This window comes from Marinobacter salexigens (assembly GCF_018860765.1).
Classification (GTDB): Bacteria; Pseudomonadota; Gammaproteobacteria; order Pseudomonadales; family Oleiphilaceae; genus Marinobacter; species Marinobacter salexigens_A.
This window is the reverse complement of sequence record NZ_JAHKPV010000021.1, coordinates 17,372-31,835: the sequence shown is the minus strand read 5'-3', so window position 1 is coordinate 31,835 and position 14,464 is coordinate 17,372. Positions and strand designations below refer to the sequence as shown.

Here is a 14,464-nt window from a genome sequence, read left to right as displayed (position 1 = left end):
AAAGTAACCACATGAATAACGCTGACCCCATTCTCCATCCCATTGTCATCAGTCAGGTAATGATGAACTTCGCTGCCAGCCTTGGTGTTGATAAGGACACCTGCCTGCAGGGCACAGGTATTACCGATGAAGCGCTAGTCGATAGCGAAGCGCTCGTTGCCCGCGATCAGGAAATACGGCTAATCGAGAACCTGATTCTTGCGCTGCCAAATACGCCTGCACTCGGTCTTAAGCTGGGGATGCAATATAACGTGGCAACGTTCGGCATCTGGGGTTTTGCGCTGAGTACCAGCCGCACATTGAGAGATGCCGCCAGAACAGCGATACGTTATCTGCCTCTTAGCACTGCGTATTGCCGGCTGTATTCTTTCGATGAAGACGGCCTCTTTGGAATTGGTTTGGATCCGGAATCCATTCCCCCGCACCTGCGGCAGTTTTTGCTGGAGCGTGATCTCGCAACGGGGGTGAATCTGGTAAGGGAGTTGAGTTTGTCGGGGTTGGCGATCAGTCAGGCAGAGTTCGAAGGGCGCGAGCCGCCCTATGCTGATTTTATTTCAGAGGTTCTTGGGGTTCGCCCAACCTATAAATGTCACCGTAACGCCATCATGGTGTCTGGTCGTGCAGCCGATAAGCCCTTGCCAACGTTCAATGCGAGATTGGTACGGATGTTGAACGATCAGTGCCGTTTGCAATTAGAACAACGCCAAACCAGTGGGCTGTCCGGTTTGGTTCGACAGCAAATTCTTGGCCCGCTTGGTTTGGTAGCAACACTCGACGAGGTGGCCAGTGCACTCGCTATGTCATCCCGAAGCCTTCGACGGAAGTTAGAACAGGAAGGTTCCAGTTTCAGGACTTTGGTTGATGAGGAGCGCCGACAAACAGCCATCCAGATGCTCAGCGGCAGTGATATGAAACTGGACGAGCTAGCCATTCATCTGGGGTATACCGATACGACCAGCTTTACCCGCGCATTTCGGCGCTGGCTGGGTGTGTCTCCGGGTGAATACCGTAGAACCAATGTGTTGTGACATACGCTAAAGGTCGCTTCGACAGCGACAAGATCCTGCCTGATACTGACTGTTTTCTGACTTCCGATGAACCGAGGTAGCTCGCTATGCAAAATCTGCTAAATCGACATACCGACGAGGTGGGTATTACAACGCTTACTCTGAGCCAGCCAGAGCGGCGCAATAGTCTTTCTTTTAGCATGCTGGATGCACTGGGCGAGTCTCTTACAGACATTGCCGAAGACAGCGCCACGCGCGTTGTGGTGATTGCTGCTGAAGGAAAGGTGTTTTGTGCTGGCCATGACCTAAAAGAAATTCGAGATCAACTCGACAGCTATGACTTTCAGTTAGCACTGTTTAAGCGGTGCAGTGAGGTAATGCAGCAGGTGGTAAACTTGCAAAAGCCCGTTATTGCACGAGTGGCAGGGGTGGCGACGGCTGCTGGGTGCCAGTTAGTGGCTAGCTGTGACTTGGCGGTGGCTGAGAGTTCGGCTCGTTTTGCAACGCCGGGCGTGAACATTGGGTTATTCTGCTCAACGCCGATGGTGGCCTTGTCTCGTAACGTTTCCCGTAAGCATGCTATGGAGATGTTGCTCACAGGCGAAATGATCAGTGCTGCTCGTGCAGAGCAAATTGGTTTAGTAAATCGCGTTGTTGATGAAACGCTGTTGGATGACACTGTGTACGGCATGGCTCGCACCATTGCGCAGAAGTCAGGGCACACCGTAAAAATAGGTAAGGGCGCTTTCTATAAACAACTGGAAATGCCGTTGGCAGGCGCTTACGACTATACGGCCGAGGTGATGGCTGAGAATCTGCGGGCACACGATGCGCAGGAAGGTATCTGTGCGTTTTTGGATAAGCGCAAGCCGGAGTGGAAGGACAGCTAGCGGTTTGTACAGTTGTTTGCTCCAAGCAATAGGCGGTCTCCAAGGCCAATGCCATTGGCCTTGAAAAAGCCGATGTTCATTTCTACGGCCGATATAAACTCAACTTCGGCAGGGTAGCTTGGGCATCGGGCTCCATTGGTTGATTCGCAAGGCTCCATCTGCCGAATGTTGCCAATAGTGCCTTTCTCATCAAGGTAGGCGATATCCAGCGGGATGAGTGTTTGGTACATCCAAAAGCTGTAATTCGGCCCCCGCTGCTGTTGGTATTGAAACAACATGCCAGCGTCGGCAGCCAGAGACTCCCTGCCCATTAGGCCTTTTCTGCGCTCTTGAGCTGTGTCGGCTACCTCCAATTTAACCTTGACGGATTTTGCATCGGTCACAAAGCACGCGACGTGAACCGGCAAGCTGGCAGGCGGTTCGACCGCTCCAGAGCCCGAGCAGCCTGCTAGCATCGCTGCAAGACATAGCGCAGTGCCGTAGTTTCGCATCAACTGCGCAGCCGGTAACCGGTTTTGAAGATCCACCAGATGCCTGACATACAAGCGCCGAGGAAGAGAAGAGTCATTCCTACGCTTATTCCTATATGCACATCAGATACGCCATAGAATGCCCATCTAAATCCGCTGATCAGGTAAACCACCGGGTTAAAAAGACTGATGGTTTGCCAAATTTCCGGGAGCATATCGATGGAGTAGAAGGTGCCTCCAAGAAACGTGAGCGGGGTCACGATCATCATGGGAACTATTTGAAGCTTTTCGAAACCGTCGGCCCAAATGCCGATGATAAAGCCGAACAAACTGAAAGTGACGGCAGTAAGCACTAGAAATGAGAACATCCAGAACGGATGCAATATGCTGTAGTCCACAAACAGGCGTGCAGTGGCGAGAATGATCAAACCCAAGATGACGGATTTGGTCGCGGCTGCGCCTACATAGCCCAGCACGACCTCCACGTAAGACACGGGCGCAGACAGTACCTCGTATATGGTGCCGGAGAACTTCGGCATATAGATGCCAAATGAGGCGTTGGAGATGCTCTGCATCAGTAGTGACAGCATAACCAAGCCAGGAATAATATAGGCGCCGTATGCGATGTTGTCGATATCGCCCATGCGCGAACCGATGGCCGAGCCAAACACCACAAAATATAGGCACGTGGAGATGACTGGTGAGAGCACACTTTGCATCAGAGTGCGCCGCATGCGAGACATTTCAAAGTTGTAGATGGCTTTAACACCGTAAAAATTCATGCCTTTCTCCCGTTAGCCTTCGGCTGGTTCGTGCACAAGGCCGACAAAAATCTCTTCCAAAGAACTCTCCCGAGTGCGTAGGTCTCGGTAGTCGATTCCAATATCCCCAAGTGTTCGCAGTAGTCGAGCCACACCGGCTTGTTCTTGTTGGGAGTCAAAGGTATAGATCAGTTCATAGCCATCTTCTGAAAGTTCTACCGGTTCCAGTACGAGTTCACCGGGCACCTTATCGAGCTTGTTCTGCAGTTGCAGGCGTAGTTCCTTTTTGCCCAGTTTGCTCATTAGCTGGGTTTTGTCTTCCACCAGAATTATTTCGCCTTGGCGAATCACCCCGATACGATCCGCCATTTCTTCGGCTTCTTCGATGTAGTGGGTTGTAAGGATAATGGTCACTTCGTCTTCCCGGAGCTTTCGTACCATCTCCCACATATCACGGCGTAGCTCTACATCTACGCCTGCCGTAGGCTCATCAAGAAACAATATTCGCGGTTCATGGGAGAGCGCTTTTGCAATCATCAGGCGGCGTTTCATGCCGCCAGAGAGGGTCATAATGCGATTGTTGCGCTTATCCCAAAGCGATAGATCCTTTAGTACTTTCTCAATGTGGGCTGGGTTGGGCGCTTTGCCGAACAGGCCCCGGCTGAATGATACGGCATTCCAGACGGTTTCAAAGGAATCTGTATTGAGCTCTTGTGGAACTAGGCCAATGGTTTCACGGGCTCTGCGGTAGTCTTTTACGATGTCATAGCCTGCCGCCTGGACTTCTCCGGAAGACATGTTGGTAATGCCGCAAATAATGCTGATCATCGTGGTTTTGCCAGCCCCGTTTGGGCCGAGTAAGGCAAAAATTTCGCCTCGATTAATTTCCAGATTGATGTTCTTTAGGGCCTGAAAGCCGCCCTCATAAACCTTGTTCAGGTTCTTAACGGAAATATCCGGCTGCACGGGCGTGTCCTGTTCCTGAAAGTGGGTAAGAGATGAAAGCGCGGCATTTTCTCATGTATGGCGCTGGTTTAGAAATCTTTGCCTTGAGAGAGATAGTGTCCATAATGGTTCGCTGTTTTCAATACGGTTTTCACTAGGGGTCTCAACTGAGTACCGGTATGTTACGAGCGATTGTGGTTCTGGGTTTTATTTTGGTCTTAATTTCAGCTGTTGTGTTCGGTGGTCGTTGGCTACAGCCCACAGATAAAACCCTCCCGGCTGTAGATCAACCGGTCTGCGATCTACTGGCGGCACCCTGTGAGTGGCAAACAGATGCAGGGCAGTGGAGGGTTGCTCTGCAACGCTTGGGCGATGCTGGGCAAGGTGAAGAATACCAGTTAACGGTTCTTACACCGGCAGCGCCGAAGCGGTTTTTGGCCGTATTACGTGGTGAATCTATGTACATGGGGGAGTATCCGGTACCCATGCGACACGACGGCGGCGATAGCTACTCAGCACACTTTACCGCACCTTTTTGTACCACGGATGGAGAAATGATCTGGCGAATTGATCTACAAGAAGGTCAGGAGCTTCTTTCAGACGTAGTGCCGATAAAGCTGGTATTTCAGGCCAGCGATCACTCAGCCAGTTAAACAGTGGGATTCAATAGATATCGCGGCTGACAAACAGGCAGGAAAGTGTAAAATCGTGCAAAAATTCAGGCTAACTTTAGAGAAATCGTGATGGAATACGGGGACAGTGTACAAAAAGTATTGCTTCGGAAGATTCGCAAGGCAGAACAGGATCTGATGCAGTTGAAGCTGGACTATTGCCGTTTCGTATTTGGCCTCACGCATCGGGCTAGAGTAGTGTCTGGAGGAGCCACTTATCTGGTTCTCTCTGTAGATGTTGAGTCTATGGTAAGCACCGATGATGGTGGGTTTATCCGCCCATCCGTGGCAGGCGTTCCCTCAGAAAAACCGGACCAGACAGAGCCTGTTCCACTAGGAACAGACTGGGTGCTGGAACAGCACAACAAAGGTTGAGCAATCAGACCAGTGCGTTCGCTGTAATGGCCGAATAAAGACTGTTTGCAGGCTGAACGTACTGATGGTTCTGCCAGTATTCGGCGCCTTCCAGTCCCGCTCGAAAGCAGGCTAGTAACACTCCGCAAGATGTCAGTGTTGCAATGGCTTGAACGGCTTCCGTCTGGCGGATACCGGTTTTGCGGTGGGCAATTTGTGCAACCAAACCTGCAAGCGCATCACTGTGCCGCTCGGATTGGCTGCACAGGGCGCAACCGGCCCCGTATAACCAAGCAACTGCGTAAGCACGAACCGTTTCTGGAGCTTCGCTCAAATGCAGCCCACTTATTCGGCAATCCCGTTCCTGTAGCCCTGCAAGAATGTGCAGGTGGGTAAACAACTCTGTACGATCCGTAGAAGCTGGACGTTTCCGTTTTCGCAACACGGGCTTTTCTTTGCGCGCCAGTTGTGTCGGCGGGTGTCCGGCACTGGCTGCCATAAGCGGCTCGGTGCGGGCCAGCATCAGCATTCGCCACGCTAAAGTCACAATCAAAACCAGTAAGCCAGCTTGAGTAAGTGCAACAAGTGCGTCGATCATGAGTGGTGCTACCTTAAGTATTGCAGAACGTTTCAGGAGTGTAACGGATTGTATCTATTGATCACCGCTAACTCTTGGGCAGAAATGCCTTTAAGTGGGACCTTGATGCGGGAATTGTGACAAAGTTGGCACTGATTTATTAACGAGCAATGGATTCCTCATCCCCAAAGGCAGCCTGATGACCGTTATTCTGGCACTTCACACACTTTTGGTTCTTACCTTCACCATCCGGATTCTGCTCCGCGATGACCTATCCCCTCCGGGGCGGCTTGCCTGGTTTGTGGTGCTCAATGTTTTACCTTACTTCGGCAGTGTCATTTATTTTCTGTTTGGCGAAACAGATATTGGTAACCGAGCGAGCAAACGGCACAAAGAGGTGTTCGAAGAAATACAGGCCAAAGCATCTTGGTTTATGGGGGACGCGGCCAATACAGGAAAACTGATTGAGCCGGTTTATCAACCCGCCTTCCGCTATGCCGGTTCCATCAATGGTTTTTACCCGTCGACGGGCAACACAGCAGAGTTAATGAGCGACGGCAACGAAACACTTGCGCGAATGGTCGCAGATATTGATGCGGCAACCGATCACGTACATGTTTTGTATTACATCTGGTTGAACGACAACACAGGGCGCGCTATTGCCGAAGCGCTGATTCGTGCGGCCCGAAGAGGCGTTACTTGTCGGGCCATGGCTGATGGGCTCGGGTCTCGTGTGATAATTAAGTCCGCTCTTTGGCAGCGTATGAAAGAGGCGGGGGTTCGCATGGCTGTTGCACTTTCGCTCAAACATCCTATTCGCACTATTTTGACGAGCCGACTGGACCTTCGGAATCATCGTAAGATTACGGTGATTGACGCACGCATCACCTATTGCGGCAGTCGAAACTCTGCAGATCCGGAGTTTTTGGTGAAAGCCAAGTACGCTCCCTGGGTGGATATCATGCTTCGGTTAACGGGACCGGTGGTGGTCCAGAATCAATTGCTATTTGCCAGTGATTGGATGCAGGCTACCAACGAATCATTAGATGGCATTCCATTATCCTCGGGGCGGGGGGAAGGTGGTTTTCCTGCGCAAGCCATGGGCGTCGGACCAACAGAACGCCATGGTGCTACGCCACATCTTTTTGCGAATCTATTTGCCTGTGCCCAAAGTGAACTGACACTGTCCACTCCTTACTTTGTTCCCGACGCCACAGTTTTGGACGCTTTGTGTGCAGCCGCCTATCGAGGTGTAAAGGTGGCGCTGATATTCCCGAAGGTAAACGATAGCTGGATTGTGGCTGCTGCCAGTCGCAGCTATTATCACCGGCTGCTTGATGCGGGCTGCATCATTCATGAGTTCAAAGGAGGGCTTCTGCATGCAAAAACCCTCACTATTGACGAAAAAATCAGTTTGATCGGATCTTCCAACCTCGATTTGCGCAGTTTTGATCTGAACTATGAGAATAATATTCTCCTGCAGGATAAGGCCACAACTCAAGCCATTGCGGAGCGCCAACGGAGCTATATCAATCGGTCGGAAGTAGTTACCTTGCCCAGCGTACTTGCATGGCATTACCACGAACGAATATGGCACAACGTTATCGCAACCATTGGCCCGGTTCTGTAAAGGGGGCTGACTTAGCAGGTTGGCATGGTTTGCAGTGCGAGCTTGCGGCGAATATATCGCCCGAGTGCATCAACACCAATGTTGAGTAGGGCGGTTACCAGTATCAACACCATGGCACGGTCGAACCGGATGTTCTGTATGGCGCTGTCTACATAAAACCCGAGAGTGTAGATGCCCAGAATCCCCAATATCGCGGTTTCACGCATGATGATTTCCCAACGATAAAATAGAAATGCGAGAAACGAGCGGTACACTCTGGGCACAAGTTCCCAGCTGTAGCGATTAAACCCTGTTATGGCGTCGGCACGGAGCTTGATGGAGTTGGTCTGCCGGCCAATCAGGTGGCCGATAATGCCGCCATTATGCAGTGCCAGTGCCACAACAGCCGGTAGCATGGATGGCCCCCAGAGCTGTAAAAGGATATACGCCAGAATGTATTCCGGCGTAGAGCGCGCAATTACGAGTGCCACATGCCCTGCATTACGTCTTATTGGTCCACCGAAGTGATTAGAAATCAGGGGAAAGGCCAAGAGCGATAAAATGCCAGTGGCCACAAGCGCTATTTGGGTAAGCACGATGGTGTTCCAGATCCCCGGCATGGCTTCATTAACCATCAAATCATTCAGCCATGGAGTAAGGCCAGCAAGACCTTCCCCATTTCGCAATGGGGCTGGAACTATGTCTTCGGTAAAAAAACGCTGCACATTACCCCAAACAATGGGTAAGCCTTCCCCAAGGAAGAATGGCGCTCCGAGAATGTAAATAGGGAGAAGCTTGGGCCGCACCCAAAGAGGCATGGTGGCGATTAACACGTAAAACAGAATCAGCATGGCACCCGCATCGGAGTATAGCCCTTGAGAGAAAGACGCCTCCAAGTAGAAACCCAGTGTTGGTAGGCCTACGAACCCAAGAATCGCGCTAGAGCGTAAGCCGCATTCAAGCCGATACGCGGTATAAGTGCGCATCTTCACCCAGCAGTCGGGGATGCGGGTATAGATAAATGCGGTAATATTCCCGGTGCCGGGTGGCAGTACACGACCGGGTTCCGGGTCAGCTTCTTCCAAAATTTCCGAGTACACTTTCGCAAAGATTCCCGCGTAAGGAATTGCGATAGCCAGTACCCCGGTTAGCGGATGAAAACCGAAAAACTGCAGAAAAATCAGGGCCCAAAATAGTTCGTGAATCGCGCGGACAAATGCGCAAAACATCCGAACGGGCAACGAGCGGTAAACCAAGGCCAATAGGAACCCGACAACACCCCCAAGTGCGACTCCAACGAACGCGAAGGCGACGGTTCTCAAAAGTGCGGTCATTAGCCCTTCACTGTTAAAAAAGTTGGGCGTTACGATCCCCAGAAAAAAATTGCCCAAATCCCGCCAGGGGTTGGATGCGGTGATGGCGATGTCCGCAAACAGCAGCCCGACCAAGGCAATGGCGAGGAAAATGAGGCTTGTACGAACCGTTGGAGAGGAGAGCATGGAACGGTTGTGTTACCTAGTAGAGAGACATAATGTCTGAAGAGCTGAGGCCTTCGCTGGGCTGATCCAGAGCGACTTGGCCATCCTGTATGCCAACAATTCTGGTGCAATAACTCAGTGCTAGCTCAACATCATGTAGCGCAATGATGCTGGTTGAAAAGCGATCCCGAAGAAGTGTCATAACCGAGTTAGCCATGGGGCCATCGAGTGCCGATACTGGCTCATCGGCCAGAAGCACAGCTGCGTTCCGGTATAGCGCCCGAGCAATGGCAACACGTTGCCGCTGCCCTCCGGAAAGTGAGGCTGTAGGTGTCCAGAGTTTTTCTTTCATTCCCAAAGACTGCAACAGTGTGGTCACTTCGGTGCGGTCTTTGGCGAATGGCCGTGCAAGCGTCACTGTGTTGTACCAAGTAGCGTGCTTGTCTAGCTGCCCCATAAATACGTTATGGAATACGGACAGGGCGTTCACCAAGCCCAAATCTTGCGGAACAAGGGATGAGTCTCGGTTAACACGTTCGTGAATTAAGCGAATGAGCGTGGATTTTCCTGCGCCACTTTTACCCACTAAGGCGATTTTGTCGCCCGGGTTAACCTGAAGCGACAGCGGGCCTATAACCCGCTTGCCGCTGAATGACGCCGTAAGGCCAGAGAGGTTGAAGCCTGACATCAATCGAGGATTCCAATCTCTTCTGCTGTTTTACGAATAGGCTCATAATCATCGTTGGAAGCAGGAATGAAACCTGAACGCGGGAAGCTTTCCAGAAGCTCTGGATTATCAAGATTAAGCAGTGCTTCCGTCACCCGCTGTTTGAAACCGTCACCAAAACGTTCATTTACATCACCACGGATGGTCCATTGATAATCCGGATAGGCAGGTGTTTTCCAAATTACCTGAACGGCATCAGTATCAATGTTTCCATCGCCCAGTTCCTTTTCCCAAACTTGGAAGTTGAGGGCGCCTACATCATAGGTGCCAGCTTCAACCAAGCGAAGGGTGCGTGTATGGTTACCGCTGAAGCCCACCCGGGAGAAAAAGTCTTCCGGCTTTGAATCAAAGGTATCGCGCACATAAAACTCGGGCATCAGGCGACCGGAGGTGGAGCCTTTGGAGCCGAAAGTAAAGGTTTTGTCCTTGAGCTGGCTTTCCAGTTCAGTAAGCTTGTCCGCTGGCTTAATGCCTGTATTGGTGTTGGCAATAAAATAGGTTTCGAAGGCCTTGTCTTCAACACCTTGAGCGATCGCTTCTGAGCCTGGAACCAGCCTGCGAGCCTGTACGCCGGAAAGCCCGCCAAACCAGGCTAACTGAACCTGATTATTGCGAAAAGCAGACACTGCAGCTGCGTAGGACTTCACGGGGATATAACGTACATCTACATCGAGTTGCTCGGAGAGGTAATCAGCTACACCACGAAAACGTTCAACAAGTTTGGTTTCGTCTTCATCGGGGATTGCTGTGAATACAAATGTCTCCGCCGATGCGGCTGCAGCGGTGGCACACAAGAAACTAGAAAGCACCAACTTTCGTATAATATTCAAAGCCATTTGAAATCCTTGATTGTTTTATGTGATTGGTAGAGTAGAGATGCAGGATACTCTTATTCGTTGAAACCCTGAACAGCTATACGAACTACGGGTTTAAATAGGCCATGTGTCCAGACACTGTCTTTATGAACCGTGTGCAAGTGTAACAAAATTCCATTCCGGCTCTGAACGGGCCAATTCATACCTAAGAGGTCTATGGATATCATCATTCTTACGCCTGCGAGCCCGGGTTCAAAAGCTGGTAATAGGGCAACCGCAGAGCGCTGGCAGATGTTGCTGGAGCAGGTGGGCCACAAGGTATCTATTGTTACGGAGTATAACGGCGAAACCTGTGATCTTTTCCTTGCTTTGCATGCTTGGCGTAGTCACACGGCCGTGCGCCTTTTTCGAGAGATCTGGCCTGAGAAACCGCTATTGGTGGCGTTAACCGGCACCGATGTCTACCGACACCAGCACGAGTTCCCAGAGCAAACCCTATACTCCATGCAGGTGGCCGATGTATTGATTGGGCTGCATGATCAAGTGGCCAATGATATTCCGGAGGGCTTGCGAAGCAAGGTGATAACCCTTTTTCAGTCTGCTGAGAAGCCTGCTGAACTGTCGTTGAAAGGGTCTAAGGAATCGCTGTATTTTGATGTGTGCGTAATCGGCCATCTAAGGGACGAAAAAGACTCCCTCCGGGCAGCGATGGCCGCTAGGCTGCTACCCACCAATTCGCGCATCCGGGTTTCCTGTGCGGGCAAGCCCCACAATGAACGATGGGACATGCTCGCGAAGCAGGAGTTGCAGCAGAACCCACGGTTTAGGTGGCTCGGTGAGCTGGAGAAAAACGCTATCGCCCAACTGATGGCCGATAGCGAGTTACTGGTGATGAGTTCTGTGATGGAAGGTGGGGCGAATGTCGTATCAGAAGCTTGTCGGGCTGGTTTGCCGATTATCGCGTCGAATATTTCCGGCAATGTAGGGCTTCTTGGGGAAGATTACGCGGGCTACTACCCGGTTGGAGATACTCAAGCCTTAGTCGAAGTGCTGAAGCGTGCAGAAAATGACTCAGAGTTTGTGGAGTTTTTGAGAGAGCAGGTAGAGCAACTTGCTAGTCGATTTACACCGGAAGAAGAAAGGGAATCTCTGGAGCAGGCGCTTTCGCTCGCAATGCGACGCAGCCCCAGAAATATCCTTTAAACTCAATCCCGTAACCTAATCGGCTCGATTGGTCCACTTTCATCCTGAGGTGTTACCTGGCCAATAATGGCAGTGTGCGGGTAACCGAGTGCCTTGAGGGCCTGCACACAGTCATCCGCCTTCTCCGCCGCAACACTTGCTAGCAAACCTCCAGCGGTTTGTGGGTCAAAAATTAGCGGGTAACGCGGATGTTTCACCCACTTCTCCTGATCTTGAATACCACGGCGCAGGCGTATGTTGGCCGGCTGCAGAGAGCTTAGTATGCCCGCCGCTGCGGTTTCTTCGGCGCCTGGCAAGATAGGAATCGCAGAGAGATTCAATTCCGCATCAACACCGGATGGCCGAGTCATTTCAACCAGATGGCCTAAGAGGCCAAAACCCGTAACGTCTGTGCAGGCTTTTGAACCGAAACTACGAAGGCAATCGGCGGCGGCCTTGTTCGACTGCACCATAGAGGCGAGGGCGGAGTCGATCCAACGGCCTTTGGCAGCCAATCGGGCGTGAGCTGCGAAGAGGGTGCCGGTTCCAATTGGCTTGGTGAGAATCAGAGCATCACCGGCTCGTAAGCCACCTTTACTCATCACCTCGTCAGGATTGATGAGGCCATTCACCGCAAAACCTAGCGCAAGCTCGCGGCCTTCTCCGGTATGGCCGCCAACGAGTGCGCAACCGGCTTCGTTTAATACATCCACAGCACCAGACATCATTTGGAAGACTACATCCTCCACCTTAGACTCAATACCATAAGGTACTGTAGCGACTGCCGTAGCGCTTTGAGCTTCGGCACCCATAGCAAAGACATCGCCTAAGGCGTGGTTGGCTGCAACGCGGCCGAAGGTGTATGGGTCGTCAATAAATGCCCGGAAAAAATCAACGGTGTGCACTACCGCCATGCCGGGCGGAACTCGCAGTACAGCGGCATCGTCTGGCGCGTGCAGGCCGATCAGAATGTCGTCTCGTTCTATCGGCTGGAGTTCACTCAGCGCCCGTGACAGGACCGTACTACCAACTTTGGCACCACAGCCTCCGCAACGCATAGCGACCGCAGAAATAGCCTGAGAGGCTTCCTCGGGATTTTGTGCCGCAGCGGTATCGGGCAAACTAGAGGCTTCTTCCATGGGGGGCAGGTCGGTGAATTTATCCATAAACCGACGATCGATCCAGTCTTTCCAACGCCACACCAGCGCACCCTCAAATTGGGTGTCACCGCGAGAAGCAACGGCATACTTATCGCCAGTGCTGATGAGCGCAAGCCATTTTTTCTGGGGATGAAAATCTTTCGGTGCCTTACCGAGTGCCAAGCGTTTGAGATTGTCCGCTAACGGTGGGCCCTGACGCACAGCAAATACACCGGCCTTTTCCCGGGGATGATTGACGACATTAGCGATGTCGCCAGCAGCGAAAATAGTGTCGTCGTTTTCTACCTGTAGGGTGTCGCGGACTCTTAAAAACAGGCCGTCATCGAGCGCTAGGCCCGTTTCTTTTAGCCAAGACGGCCCGCCAGCACGGGTTACCCAGAGGACTTCGTCGGTTTGAAGGGTTTCGCCAGAGGCTGTGCGTAATAGCCCTTCGCCGACTTTTTCGACTGGCGAGCCAAGGTGAAGTTTTATTCCACGTTCAGAGAGCGTTTTTCGAAAAACTTCGCGTACTTTTTCATTGTGGGTAGGGAGGATTTCGTTTGCAGCATCAAATAAATGGAAATGCAGTTGGTCAGAATCTTGCCCTCGTTGTTCCAGCTCGTTTTTAAGCCGGTACTGCATAGCCAGAGTCAGCTCTACGCCACCAGCACCCGCACCGACAACGCCGATAGTAAGAGGCCCTTCGTGGCTCTCAATGCGCGAGAGCAGAGCAAGCCAACGGTTGTTGAAACCGGTAATCGGTTTCACAGGTACTGCGTGTTCCGCAGCACCTTCCACTTCATTTACTCTGGGAGATGAGCCGATGTTAATCGATAGTATGTCGTAAGGCACATCGGGCCGACCTTTACAGATTATCCGCTTGCTAGCGCGATCAATGCCACTGGCTTCTGCACGGTAAAACCGCGCGCCAGCAAATTCTGCAAGTCGGCTCAAATCAATGTGCACATCGTCGTAACTGTAATGTCCCGCCACGTAGCCAGGCAGCATTCCGGAGTAGGGCGTGTGGGTGTCGCGGCAGATAAGGGTCAGGCGCACGCCGGGTACGGGTTTCATTGCAAACCGTTTTAGTACCCCGACGTGGCTGTGCCCGCCGCCAATCAGGACTATGTCCCGTAAAACAGGCTGGTCAGGCGTTCGCATCAGTTGATTTTCTTGGCTTCAACTGTGAGTTGATCAAAGCCTTTGATGCTAGAGAATGCACTCAGTTTTTCTTGATCCGCTTCGGATGGGTTGGCAATTTGATCGATGGATGTAATTCCAGCGTCTTTCATCTTCTTCGCCGTTGCTGGCCCAATACCTTTTACCAAAGTAAGGTCACTTCTATCGATCGGTTTCTTTTCTTTTGGAGTCGCCGGTTTCTTTGCGGCCGGCTTTGCAGCAGCGGCTTTTTTCGGAGCTGTCTTTTTAGTTGCAGGCTTTTTGCTTGCTACTGGTTTGGTTGTAGGTTTCTTGCTAGCAGCAGGCTTCTTCTTGAGCTCTTTTTTACTCTCTTTCTCAGCTTTCTTGATGTCCTCTTTAGAGGCAACGCCTAGCCGCTCAAGTATGTTGGATTGCAGTTCGTGGAACTCATCCAAACGACGCTCAAATTCGTCGTTAAAACGCCTTAACTCGCGCTCTCGAAGCTCATCGACTTCTTTTAAAAGCTTACGCACTGGGTCCTGAACTTGATGTTGCAGACTATCGAAGTGCTTCATTGCATCGCTGATCAAAGCTTCAATCTGAGCGGATGTTTTCTCAAATTCCTTGTTGACCTTCTTTACGATTTTATCAACGCTCGATTTGGCATTTTTCGCCATGGGTATGTCTCCTTGCGGACAG

At 51.5% G+C, this 14,464-nt stretch carries 15 protein-coding genes; 6 read left to right on the top strand and 9 right to left on the bottom strand.

Translation table 11 applies throughout. The features are described 5' to 3' along the window. Window positions 1–11 precede the first annotated feature (11 nt). Together KO508_RS13800 and KO508_RS13795 are read left to right on the top strand one after the other, a co-directional pair. Window positions 12–1,028, top strand: coding sequence for an AraC family transcriptional regulator (locus KO508_RS13800; RefSeq protein WP_216008902.1), 1,017 nt, complete (start codon window positions 12–14; stop codon window positions 1,026–1,028). 86 nt (window positions 1,029–1,114) lie between these two features. Beyond that, a complete protein-coding gene (locus KO508_RS13795) occupies window positions 1,115–1,897 on the top strand; it encodes an enoyl-CoA hydratase (RefSeq protein WP_216008901.1) in 783 nt (260 codons plus the stop codon). Here KO508_RS13795 and KO508_RS13790 read toward each other — a convergent pair. The 3 genes from KO508_RS13790 to KO508_RS13780 are packed head-to-tail and all read right to left on the bottom strand — an operon-like array spanning window position 1,894 to window position 4,094. Next, window positions 1,894–2,424 (bottom strand): DUF192 domain-containing protein, encoded by a 531-nt coding sequence (locus tag KO508_RS13790; protein WP_354668035.1) that lies wholly within the window; start codon window positions 2,422–2,424, stop codon window positions 1,894–1,896. The genes KO508_RS13795 and KO508_RS13790 overlap by 4 nt on opposite strands. Continuing rightward, window positions 2,388–3,149 carry an ABC transporter permease gene (locus KO508_RS13785; RefSeq protein ID WP_216008900.1) on the bottom strand — a complete coding sequence of 254 codons (762 nt, stop codon included), beginning with the start codon at window positions 3,147–3,149 and terminating at the stop codon, window positions 2,388–2,390. Before KO508_RS13785 ends, KO508_RS13790 begins: the two co-directional genes overlap by 37 nt. Before the next feature lie 12 nt (window positions 3,150–3,161). After that, complete coding sequence (locus KO508_RS13780; protein WP_216008899.1) at window positions 3,162–4,094, bottom strand: ABC transporter ATP-binding protein; 933 nt, start codon at window positions 4,092–4,094, stop codon at window positions 3,162–3,164. Between the two features lie 158 nt (window positions 4,095–4,252). On the opposite strand from KO508_RS13780, the gene KO508_RS13775 reads away from it, so the two are divergent. Continuing rightward, a complete protein-coding gene (locus tag KO508_RS13775; protein ID WP_216008898.1) occupies window positions 4,253–4,726 on the top strand; it encodes a hypothetical protein in 474 nt (157 codons plus the stop codon). Window positions 4,727–4,816: 90 nt separating this feature from the next. Continuing rightward, window positions 4,817–5,119 carry a hypothetical protein gene (locus KO508_RS13770; protein ID WP_216009764.1) on the top strand — a complete coding sequence of 101 codons (303 nt, stop codon included), beginning with the start codon at window positions 4,817–4,819 and terminating at the stop codon, window positions 5,117–5,119. Window positions 5,120–5,123: 4 nt separating this feature from the next. Here KO508_RS13770 and KO508_RS13765 read toward each other — a convergent pair whose 3' ends face one another. Beyond that, entirely contained in the window at window positions 5,124–5,696 is a 573-nt protein-coding gene (locus KO508_RS13765; RefSeq protein ID WP_216008897.1) for a hypothetical protein, read from the bottom strand. 178 nt (window positions 5,697–5,874) lie between these two features. Here KO508_RS13765 and cls point away from each other — a divergent pair, with 178 nt between their 5' ends. Continuing rightward, a complete protein-coding gene (gene cls, locus KO508_RS13760; RefSeq protein WP_216008896.1) occupies window positions 5,875–7,305 on the top strand; it encodes a cardiolipin synthase in 1,431 nt (476 codons plus the stop codon). An 11-nt stretch (window positions 7,306–7,316) separates the two neighbouring features. Here the strand turns inward: cls and KO508_RS13755 are convergent, their stop codons facing one another. Genes KO508_RS13755 through KO508_RS13745 form a run of 3 tightly spaced genes read right to left on the bottom strand, consistent with a single transcriptional unit; the run spans window position 7,317 to window position 10,325 of the window. Continuing rightward, window positions 7,317–8,783 (bottom strand): PhnE/PtxC family ABC transporter permease, encoded by a 1,467-nt coding sequence (locus tag KO508_RS13755; protein WP_216008895.1) that lies wholly within the window; start codon window positions 8,781–8,783, stop codon window positions 7,317–7,319. Window positions 8,784–8,799: 16 nt separating this feature from the next. Further along, entirely contained in the window at window positions 8,800–9,450 is a 651-nt protein-coding gene (locus KO508_RS13750; RefSeq protein ID WP_216008894.1) for an ATP-binding cassette domain-containing protein, read from the bottom strand. After that, entirely contained in the window at window positions 9,450–10,325 is an 876-nt protein-coding gene (locus KO508_RS13745) for a putative selenate ABC transporter substrate-binding protein (RefSeq protein WP_216008893.1), read from the bottom strand. Before KO508_RS13745 ends, KO508_RS13750 begins: the two co-directional genes overlap by 1 nt. Window positions 10,326–10,520: 195 nt before the next feature. Between KO508_RS13745 and senB the strand changes: the two genes are divergently transcribed. Next, on the top strand, window positions 10,521–11,507 hold the full coding sequence (gene senB / locus KO508_RS13740) for a selenoneine biosynthesis selenosugar synthase SenB (RefSeq protein ID WP_216008892.1): 987 nt from the start codon (window positions 10,521–10,523) through the stop codon (window positions 11,505–11,507). 2 nt (window positions 11,508–11,509) lie between these two features. On the opposite strand, the gene selD is transcribed toward senB, so the two are convergent. Both selD and KO508_RS13730 read right to left on the bottom strand, forming a co-directional pair. Beyond that, window positions 11,510–13,786 (bottom strand): selenide, water dikinase SelD, encoded by a 2,277-nt coding sequence (selD, locus tag KO508_RS13735; RefSeq protein ID WP_216008891.1) that lies wholly within the window; start codon window positions 13,784–13,786, stop codon window positions 11,510–11,512. Beyond that, a complete protein-coding gene (locus KO508_RS13730) occupies window positions 13,786–14,442 on the bottom strand; it encodes a helix-hairpin-helix domain-containing protein (protein ID WP_216008890.1) in 657 nt (218 codons plus the stop codon). Before KO508_RS13730 ends, selD begins: the two co-directional genes overlap by 1 nt. Between the last annotated feature and the right edge of the window lie 22 nt (window positions 14,443–14,464).